The organism is Citrobacter sp. Awk 2 (genome assembly GCF_028069815.1).
Taxonomy (GTDB): Bacteria; Pseudomonadota; Gammaproteobacteria; order Enterobacterales; family Enterobacteriaceae; genus Citrobacter.
Genome location: NZ_JANEWL010000134.1, coordinates 1 through 9,977, shown reverse-complemented (window position 1 = coordinate 9,977; position 9,977 = coordinate 1). Strand labels below are relative to the sequence as shown.

The following is a 9,977-nucleotide window of genomic DNA, read 5'->3' as shown; positions in this document are numbered from 1 at the left end:
CCAGCCTGACGAATCGCCATAATCTGGTTTTCTGTTGACTGTTCGCTGGTGGACACACGGCAATATGCAAATGTACGGCTCATAATCGCTCCCCTGATTGGTATCAAAAACGGTATCATAATTAACTAATGGTATCATAATGTCAATGTGCTAATTTAATGACACCAATTTAAGGTAGGGTTTACTGGTATCATAAAACGTTCGATTATTGATACCAATCAGGTTAATGCCATTGACAAGTATGATATTTGTAAAAGATCGAGAGTAGTCTTTGTAAGCTGGTGGAACCCGCTTGACCGATCTGGCAATCGCCTAGCAATTTTTTGTGAAGTAGCAAAAGAGAGCTGGTCTTGATAAAAAATTCACATTATTGGTGCGTACTGTGAGTTGCTCCTGTGTTACTAAAAAACAAATAAAAAACAACGTGTTGCTGTAATTAAAAAAAAGATAAAGTTTAGGCCAAAGTGGTCGATAACTTGAATGACACAGGTAAGCCTGGCTTATATACCCAAAAGGAAAATTTTATGGCACAAGTTATCAATACAAACAGCCTGTCGCTGTTGACCCAGAATAACCTGAATAAATCCCAGTCCGCACTGGGTTCCGCTATTGAACGTTTGTCTTCCGGTCTTCGCATTAACAGCGCGAAAGACGACGCAGCTGGTCAGGCGATTGCAAACCGTTTCACGTCTAATATCAAAGGACTGACTCAAGCGTCACGTAATGCAAACGATGGTATCTCAGTAGCACAAACAACTGAAGGTGCATTATCTGAAATCAACAATAACTTACAGCGTGTTCGTGAGCTGTCTGTTCAAGCTGCTAACGGTTCTAACTCTGGTTCAGATCTGAAGTCCATTCAGGATGAAATAAAACAGCGTCTTGAAGAGATTAACCGTGTTTCTGAGCAAACGGACTTTAACGGCAAAAAAGTTCTTAACCAAAATGGTAAGTTAACTATTCAAGTAGGTGCTAAAGATGGTGAAAGTATTACCATCGATTTGAAAAAAATTGATAGCACTACATTAGGTTTAGATGGTTTAGATGTTTCGAATGTTGCTTCTACAGTTAAAAATGGTACAACCATTAACAGTAAGGTTACTATAACTGATAAGATTATTAATACCGAAGGTACTCCGGCTGCTGTAACAGGTGCAACTTTAGAAAAGGCTGGGAGTTCTTATTATGTTAAGGATACTGGAAAATACTACAAGGCAACAGTAGATGAATCGGCAGGTACTGTTAAGTTTGCTAAGAGTACTGCAAATGAAGTAGCTGCACCAACTGGAGCTGGGGCTGGTACAACTATCACTGAGATTGGCAAAGATTTTAAAGTCGAAGTGGGAGCGAATGAAGCACTGGTATCATTTAAAGATAGCAATGACAAGCAGAAGTATGCAGTTAGAGCAGCTGATGGTTCCTATAAAGATGTAGAATTTAATGAGAATACAGCTAAAGCTTCCGCTTCTACGACGGCCGCTACAGGGATTCCAGCAAACATGACTGTTGATCCTATGGCAAAAGTAGACGATGCCTTGAAAATGGTTGATGAGTTCCGTAGTTCCCTAGGTGCAATTCAGAACCGTTTCGAATCTGCAATCACCAACTTGGGTAACACCGTAAACAACCTTTCTTCTGCACGTAGCCGTATCGAAGATTCCGACTACGCGACCGAAGTGTCTAACATGTCTCGTGCACAGATCCTGCAACAGGCAGGTACTTCTGTTCTGGCACAGGCTAACCAGACTACTCAGAACGTACTGTCTCTTCTGCGTTAATATAGTTTATAGTGCTAAGCCCCGTGATTGCGGGGCTTTTTTATTTAATATGCTAAAGTCGGTTATTAGGTACAACTGTTATGAATGATATCTCATATGGTCGAGAAGCGGAAAAATGGCCCCGAGAATATTCTATGCTTGCTCGCAGGATACAATTTCTACGCTTTAATGATTATCCTGTGAAGCTGGTAAGCAGCAATGGGCAATCAATAGTTGGTTATATTTCAAAGTTTAACCAGAAAGAGAATGTAATTTTGGCATCTGATGAGGCCAAGGGATGCAATCGAGTTGAAGTCAAACTTGAGTTTCTCGCATCACTTGAAGAATTGCCTGTTGGCGAGAATTTAACCACAAAACTTATTGCTGCTGATGTTTTTAATGTTCAGCCATGTGAACCAACAATGAAAGACTTTTTCTCTATCTGCAATAAGTGTTTCAAACAAGGGGTGGGTATAAAAGTACATATGCTAGATGGACGCATTCTGATAGGGGAAACTACTGGCGTTAATGCTTGTCAGGTCGGAATGATTAGACCTAATGGCAACCATATGCAGGTCATGTTTGACTGGGTAAGCAGAATAACATCTTCAGATTATTACGATTAAACTTTAATGTTATCATTTACTTACAATTATTTTTGGAAGGATATTTGGTCAAGAGAATGAGTAACTAATTCAATAAATATGGAGCCATTTAGCTGATCTTACATCTTGTTTTGTTTTCAATATGACGTTACGAAAGGAGGCCGCTAGATGCAGCCCCTGAAATTCGTTATCGGAAATCTTTCATCCTGAATTTGTACGTTACGTCGTCAGAGTCCGTGTGTAACTCTTTCACTGTGAGTTCGTCATCTCGAACCATAAACACCACATTAAATTCAACATTACCAGTACCCTGCCAACGGTTAGAACGTTGACCTGACTCTTTCCAAATCACGTTGTCATCAGATAATTTACAGTCGAATGAAAAACGCTGGTTATCCGAAGGGCGGATGTATGAAACATTAAACACCCCAGCCGTTTTCGTTTTGGCTACTTGAGTTTTACCCACATTCTTACCAAACATACCTGCAATTGCTGCCTTACAGACTTGAGATTGAGTGAATGGTGTAGTTGATGCTGGCATAAGGTTCACCGACGCAGCTTTCTTTACCTTTGCAGTTTCAGGCGCAACAAATGGCTGGCTTGTTGGGACATCGTTGCTAGCTACATCATTCGAGTAATAGGAGTTCCCCGTATTCTCGCTACCTCCGCCACTACATCCTTTATAAATCGCGATCGCGATGATACCTAAAAAAATGAATCCTCTCACGGGAGACTGATATGGTTTTTTAACACCGCATCCTGGACACACTTTCGCTTCTGAAGAAACCTTCTGACCACACTCTCTGCAAGACCTCATTGCCATGATACAAGTCCTTAATCATTAACCTCGACGGTATACCGCCCGCCTTTGTCCTTAATTACATACTGATAGACTTCATCGCAGAACACAGTGACTGAGCCACCAAAAGCAGCAGGGAAGACACCATTCACTTTGTCACATTGATAACCAGCATTACGAATAACAGCCTGACTTTCTGATTTCAGTTCAGGCGATCCATCACCCGCCAGCACGCAATTGGACATGCTAACCCCCAGAAATACCGCAACAATCTTTTTCATAATAGCCTCCTTAGCTGAGTAAAGTTAGTACACTATCGGTAGATACATGAATGCTTTTAAATTACTTTAATCGATTGATATGATGAAATCGATCGGTAAAGTTGATCGATATGGTTACTATAATCGTCTAGGAGATTGAAGGTTACCTAGTAGCCGTGATTGGTTAAAAACGAACATTGAGGGGTTAAGGATGAAAGGTTCTGTATTGATGTTTTGCAGTTTGTTGTTGCCGTTTAGCGCCAGCGCGGGTCTCATAACGATGAGTAACCCAGATCAATCGACGATGGAAAATGGTCGGACTCTCTGTGTTTATAGCAATAGCATTTACACGTTTACCTATATCACGAAGTCGAAACATTGCCCGTACAGCAAAAGCTTCGACACGGCCGATAGCGAGTAAATTTCAGGACTATCGTTGTGATACAAAGTGGGATACAGTCTGCTACACACGACAACTCCAGCGCCGCAGATGCCAGACGTATGGTTGAACGAAGCCGCCTTATCGGTCAGCTTCACTCTTTACAGAACCCCGCTTCGGCGGGGTTTTTGCTTTGTAAGGCGTAGCCCACAGGGAGTCATCGTTCTATCCGTTGTAACATAAATTATGTTCCCTCTTTTGAATCACACCCTTCTACTTTATCCATATCAGAAATGCCCGTTTTTGGCGTGATAAATAGGCGTCTTTAAATTACTCATAATTGTTAACATTGAAACAACACCATCAACAAAAAAGTACATTATTAATAAACGATCGTCGTGATTTTTTTCCTGATTATTTTAGTGTCGCCTTTGCTTTATTCAGGTCGAATAAAAGGGGACAGAGTCAATTACTAATAAAACGGTTAAAAAATGAGCAGAAGTACCTCTCAAAAAAAATTGATTCATTATTATTTTTGATTGTTGTCACAATAATGGACATTTCTATTCATAACAATGGCCCACGAATTCAGTACGAATTTCCACTTATTGCAAAATTTTAAATTAATAGGAAACCATTATGGGAACAGTAAGCTCAGGCTCTGCTCATAAAATGGGAGTCATTGCCCTAACGTTAGTGACCGCATCAAATATGATGGGGTCTGGCGTATTTATGTTGCCAACTAATCTCGCAGGAATAGGCTCCATCTCAATATGGGGATGGGTATTTACCATCATCGGTGTTATTGCACTTGCGCTAGTTTTCGCTAAAACCAGTCTAATTACACCTCGTACCGGCGGTATCGTTGCTTATGCCAGTGATGCCTTTGGCCCATTCATTGGGTTTCAGACAACAATGTGCTATTGGATCAGCGCATGGGTAGGTAACGTTGCATTATTGGTCGCAGGTGTCGGCTATCTCAGTTTCTTTTTCCCAGAGCTTAAAAATCCAACTTACGGTTGTATTGCCGCAATTATTATTCTGTGGGCATTTGTTTTCCTTGCTAGTTTTGGTGCCAAAGTTGCAGGGCGGGCACAATCGTTTACCGCAACCTGCGGGTTAATTGTAATTTTAGGCGTAGGATTTATTGGGTGGTTCTGGTTTAACCCGTCGCTCTATACTGAAGTTTATAATGGAACGGGTCATAGTGATTCCTCAGCAATAATTTCTGCTGCGTCGATTGCACTATGGGGCTTCCTTGGTATTGAATCTGCAGTCGTTTCTACCGGTCAGGTCGAAGATCCTGAACGTACGGTTCCTCGGGCTACCGTTATGGGATTATTAATCGCTTCCGTATGTTATGTCGGTAGCTGCACCGTTATTATGGGGTTGGTACCACATAACGTTCTGGTAGATTCAGCCGCACCTTTTGCTGATGCCGCACGCTATATGTTCGGTAATACGGCAGGAAACATTGCTTCCGCACTGAGCATCATTGCCTGCTTTGGTTCCATTTCGGGTTGGCTGATACTTCAGTCAGAAGGCCCGCGCGCAGGTGCTCAACAAGGACTTTTCCCGAAATTCTTTGAAGAAACCAACAAGCAAGATGTCCCGATGAAAAGCCTCATTTTTACCGGTGTATTAATGAGTATTGTCTTGCTTCTGACGGCCTCTCCGAATCTGGCGAAACAATTCCAGGCTGTAATCTTAATGTCGGTATTTGCTTCACTTCTGCCATATATGTACGCCCTGATTTCGCTTCCAATTATTCTTGTTTCAAAGAAAGCCAATCGTGGAAGATCGTTTATGTTTTACTGCACGTTGGTTGTTATTGGCATGATTTACTGCATCTTTGCTTTGCTTGGTTCTGGCAGCGACTCCATATTCTGGGGCATCTTGATGATGATGGTAACCATTCCATTATTCTCTTTTGTTGCCGCCGGACGTAGTAAGAAAGGTCAGGATATTCTTTATTTAGATAAACGTATCTAAACGTATCCAACTGTATTGGTTTTATCCACGGGAGTTTAAAATGACATTATCTATTGTCGATCAGAATAAGCTCGATGCTTTTTGGTCATATTGCGTAAAAAATCAGTATTTTAATATAGGTTATCCGGAGTCAGCCGACTTCGATTACACGATACTGGAACGGTTTATGCGTTTCTCCATAAATAACTGTGGTGACTGGGGGGAGTATTGTAATTATTTGCTGAACTCGTTTGATTTTGAAAAAGAAGTAATGGAGTATTTTGCTAAGATTTTCAAAATCCCATTTGAAGAAAGCTGGGGGTATGTTACCAATGGGGGAACTGAAGGTAATATGTTTGGCTGCTATCTGGGGCGTGAACTGTTTCCAGAAGGTACGCTTTATTACTCGAAAGACACTCATTATTCCGTTGCAAAAATTGTTAAGTTGTTGCGCATTAAATCAAGTCTGGTGGAATCACAGCCGAATGGTGAGATGGACTATGATGATTTGATTCGTAAAATTCAACGCGATAACGAAGAACATCCGATTATTTTTGCAAATATCGGCACAACCGTTCGTGGCGCTATTGATAATATTGCTGAGATCCAACAACGGATTGGTCAACTGGGTATCAAACGTGACGATTATTATCTACACGCTGATGCTGCGCTGAGCGGTATGATTTTGCCGTTTGTGAACGATCCGCAACCTTTTAACTTCGCTGATGGTATTGATTCTATCGGTGTTTCCGGCCACAAAATGATTGGTTCGCCTATTCCCTGCGGCATTGTGGTAGCGAAAAGGAAAAACGTTGATCGGATTTCTGTCGAAATTGATTACATCTCAGCACACGATAAAACCATTTCTGGTTCTCGTAACGGCCATACACCGCTAATGATGTGGGAAGCTATTCGCAGCCATTCCTGGAGCGACTGGCAACGCCGCATTGAACATAGCCTGAATATGGCGCAGTACGCAGTCGATCGCTTACAGGCTGCGGGTATTGATGCCTGGCGCAATAAAAACTCTATTACCGTGGTTTTCCCTTGCCCGTCAGAAGCCGTCTGGAAGAAGCACTGTCTGGCCACCTCCGGTGACATCGCTCACCTGATTACCACTGCCCACCACCTTGACTCCAGCAAGATTGATGAGCTGATTGACGATGTGATCGCCGACCTGAACCAGCAGGCCGCATGAAGAAAGGGCAGTGATAATCATCACTGCCCTCAGGGGGGCGCAACCGATGCCGAGACCAATCATTATCGGTTGCGTCTATCAGGCTCTGTTCTTACAGAGCCTGCAACGAGATTACCGCTTTACCGATGGGTTGTAACGACAAACTTTGGCCCATGACATGCGCGGGGGAAGTCCCGTTCATCTCACCATGATCTATTAAATGAGGACTGGCATGGATAAATGTTGCGCGAAAACAAACCAAATGGGCCTGCTTGCGCTGACTATGATGACAGCATCAAATATGATGGGTAGCGGTGTGTTTATGCTGCCTGCCACGCTCGCGAGAATAGGTTCAATCTCTGTCTGGGGGTGGGGGCTCGCGTTTTTAGCGATTGCTGCCCTGGCGCTCATTTTTTGCAAAATGAGTGAGTTATTTCCGCGCAATGGCGGCATCATAGCCAGTATTACTGCCAGCTTTGGCCCCTTTATCGGCCTACAAATGACATTGTTCTATTGGTTGTCAACGTGGATTGGCAACTGCGCGCTGCTGTTAGCCGGCGTGGGATATCTCTCTTTCTTCTTCCCGGTATTACACAACCCATTTTATGGCACGACGGCATGCATTGTGCTGCTTTGGTGCTCTGTTCTTTGGGGATTACGTGGCGCGAAGCGGGTTGGTTATATGCAAATGTTTACGGGCAGTTGCATGGTGCTGGTGATCCTCAGCATCGGCGTCATGGGCTGGGGGCATTTTGACGTTGCTCGTTATCAGGCAGCCTGGAATCTTAGTGGCGTCAGTGATCATCAGGCAATCATTAACGCGGCAACCATCTCATTATGGGGTTTTCTGGGGATTGAGTCTGCATCTGTCTCGTTTAGCCAAGTGAAAAACCCACGCCGCACTATACCGCTGGCCACCTTGTTAGGGTTGGGGCTCGCTGGGTTATGTTATGCCAGTTCAACCAATGTCATGATGGGGCTGCTCCCCCATGATGTGCTGATGAACTCCTCCTCTCCTTTTGCCGATAGCGCGAAAGCCATGTGGGGCAGTACGGCTGGGGCGATTATTTCAGCCATGGTTGTTATCGCTTGCCTCGGTGCGATGCCAGGTTGGCAAATCCTGCAAACGGAAGTGCCCAGGGCTGCGGCGGAAGATAATTTGCTCCCTGCTTTTTTTGCCCGTACTAACCGCCATGGTGTTCCCTGGTGTGGGTTAGTTTTTACTGCAGCGCTGATGACTGCACTCCTGCTATTCACATTGTCGCCAAATCTGCAGAACCAGTTCCAGAGCGTGATTACCTTGGCCATCTCTGCCAGCTTACTCCCCTATGCATTTGCTGCAGTATCACTGCCGGTCATGATGGTTGTTCATCGCCGGGGAGGAGATGCCAGTTTCTGGACTTATTGCTGCCTTAGTCTGGTTGCGTTGAGCTTTATTGCGCTGGCGTTAATGACAGAGAGTGCCTCTACCGTGGTATGGGGAATTATTTTACAGATGATTACCATCCCTCTTTACCTTCTTTATGTTGCCCGGCGCCATCGCCTGAACAAGGGTGTCCCGCAGCACAATTTGACTGAACAATCTTTTTCTTTATTAAGCAAGGAGTTGTCATGAGCAAAATTCAGGCCATACGAGGTATGCGCGATGTGCTGCCTGACGAAACACCAATGTGGCAGTGGCTGGAGCGTAAATTTCATCAAATGGCGTTTCGTTATGGATACCAGGAAATGCGTCTGCCGCTCCTGGAACCCGTTGCGCTCTTTGAACGTGCGGTGGGTGAAGCGACCGATATCGTCTCAAAAGAAATGTACGACTTTACCGATAAAAGCGGTGAGCATATTACCTTGCGCCCGGAAGGGACCAGCGGATGTATGCGGGCGGTCCTGGAAAATAACATGTGTTACAACAAGTCACAGCGTTTGTGGTATCAGGGGCCGATGTTTCGTTACGAGCGTCCGCAAAAAGGGCGGCTACGCCAGTTCACGCAGTTTGGCGTCGAAGCCTTCGGAATGTCCGGTGCTGATGTTGATGCTGAACTGATCTTTATGGTGCGCGATCTATTTGAAGATTTAGGCATATCACAGAACGTCCGGCTGGAAATTAACTCATTAGGGACGCCGGAAGAACGCCAGGCACATCGCAGGGAACTGGTGAGTTGGTTTACTCAACATAGAGACGTGTTGGACGAAGACAGCATCAAGCGCCTGGACGTAAACCCTCTGCGTATCCTTGATAGTAAAAACCCTGAAATGCAAGAAATGATAGAGAACGCACCTCGCCTACTGGATTTTTTGGAGGATGATTCACAGCGGCATTTCAATACGTTGCGGACTCTGCTCGACAATGCCGATATAACCTATCACATTAACCCACGACTGGTGCGCGGGTTGGATTATTATTCACGCACTGTTTTTGAATGGATTACCGATGACTTAGGTTCTCAGGGGACAGTCTGCGGTGGTGGTCGTTATGATGGTCTGGCTGAGTTATTTAATGGTAAGAAATTGCCCGCCTGTGGGTTTGCCATAGGTATCGAACGATTGTTGCTTCTGCTGCAGACTGTTTATGACGGCCTGAATCCTCAGTGGCAATTCCATCCTGATGTTGTGATTACCAGTGAGCTGGAGGATGGAGGCATACAGGTGCAAGTGCTGGCTTGCGCGCTTCGTCGAGACTTGCCTGGTTTACGTGTCCTCACTGATTGTAGCGGTACCAAACTTAAACGACAGCATCAAAATGCCCTTAAGAGTGGTTGTCGTTTTATTCTGACCATTAATGCTGATCAACAAATTCGTCTTTGGGATTTACAAAATAACCAGCAAAATTTACTAGCGATTCAAGATATTGCATTACGACTTGATGAGCTTAACCAGAAATAAATGAACTGGGCTATCAAAAGGGTATCTTGTTGTCTTTTGGTAGCTCCTGTAAGATTCTTTAGAAATCGTAATATATTAACAGACGTGGCTTATGCACTAATAAAAAACACTATTTAGCCAACTTAAATATTATTTACACATTATTCCTA

Annotated in this window: 10 protein-coding genes; 7 read left to right on the top strand and 3 right to left on the bottom strand. The window is 44.0% G+C overall.

What is annotated here, in order from left to right; genetic code table 11:
• Nucleotides 1-83, bottom strand: an 83-nt coding sequence (locus tag NNO02_RS23775) for a recombinase family protein (RefSeq protein ID WP_333908932.1), incomplete at its 3' end; no start/stop codon positions are given.
• 441 nt (nt 84-524) lie between these two features.
• Between NNO02_RS23775 and NNO02_RS21505 the strand changes: the two genes are divergently transcribed.
• The gene (locus tag NNO02_RS21505) at nt 525-1,778 is read left to right on the top strand and encodes a FliC/FljB family flagellin (protein ID WP_271455691.1); all 1,254 of its coding nucleotides are present in this window, start codon (nt 525-527) and stop codon (nt 1,776-1,778) included.
• 80 nt (nt 1,779-1,858) lie between these two features.
• Nucleotides 1,859-2,383 (top strand): phase 1 flagellin transcriptional repressor, encoded by a 525-nt coding sequence (locus NNO02_RS21500; protein ID WP_271455690.1) that lies wholly within the window; start codon nt 1,859-1,861, stop codon nt 2,381-2,383.
• A gap of 166 nt (nt 2,384-2,549) precedes the next feature.
• Here the strand turns inward: NNO02_RS21500 and NNO02_RS21495 are convergent, their stop codons facing one another.
• Together NNO02_RS21495 and NNO02_RS21490 are read right to left on the bottom strand one after the other, a co-directional pair.
• Nucleotides 2,550-3,185, bottom strand: a complete 636-nt coding sequence (locus NNO02_RS21495; RefSeq protein WP_249361071.1) for a hypothetical protein — start codon at nt 3,183-3,185, stop codon at nt 2,550-2,552.
• A gap of 11 nt (nt 3,186-3,196) precedes the next feature.
• Nucleotides 3,197-3,442 carry a hypothetical protein gene (locus tag NNO02_RS21490; protein WP_096282490.1) on the bottom strand — a complete coding sequence of 82 codons (246 nt, stop codon included), beginning with the start codon at nt 3,440-3,442 and terminating at the stop codon, nt 3,197-3,199.
• Between the two features lie 190 nt (nt 3,443-3,632).
• Between NNO02_RS21490 and NNO02_RS21485 the strand changes: the two genes are divergently transcribed.
• The 5 genes from NNO02_RS21485 to hisS all read left to right on the top strand — a co-directional run bounded on the left by NNO02_RS21485 (nt 3,633) and on the right by hisS (nt 9,828).
• The gene (locus NNO02_RS21485) at nt 3,633-3,842 is read left to right on the top strand and encodes a hypothetical protein (protein WP_137366650.1); all 210 of its coding nucleotides are present in this window, start codon (nt 3,633-3,635) and stop codon (nt 3,840-3,842) included.
• Nucleotides 3,843-4,439: 597 nt separating this feature from the next.
• Nucleotides 4,440-5,792 carry a histidine-histamine antiporter gene (gene hdcC / locus NNO02_RS21480; protein ID WP_005131726.1) on the top strand — a complete coding sequence of 451 codons (1,353 nt, stop codon included), beginning with the start codon at nt 4,440-4,442 and terminating at the stop codon, nt 5,790-5,792.
• Nucleotides 5,793-5,832: 40 nt separating this feature from the next.
• The gene (locus tag NNO02_RS21475) at nt 5,833-6,969 is read left to right on the top strand and encodes a histidine decarboxylase (protein ID WP_271440713.1); all 1,137 of its coding nucleotides are present in this window, start codon (nt 5,833-5,835) and stop codon (nt 6,967-6,969) included.
• A gap of 199 nt (nt 6,970-7,168) precedes the next feature.
• Complete coding sequence (locus NNO02_RS21470; RefSeq protein ID WP_333908935.1) at nt 7,169-8,563, top strand: amino acid permease; 1,395 nt, start codon at nt 7,169-7,171, stop codon at nt 8,561-8,563.
• Nucleotides 8,560-9,828 carry a histidine--tRNA ligase gene (gene hisS / locus NNO02_RS21465; RefSeq protein ID WP_271455689.1) on the top strand — a complete coding sequence of 423 codons (1,269 nt, stop codon included), beginning with the start codon at nt 8,560-8,562 and terminating at the stop codon, nt 9,826-9,828. The genes NNO02_RS21470 and hisS overlap by 4 nt, the downstream gene beginning before the upstream one ends.
• Nucleotides 9,829-9,977 lie beyond the last annotated feature (149 nt).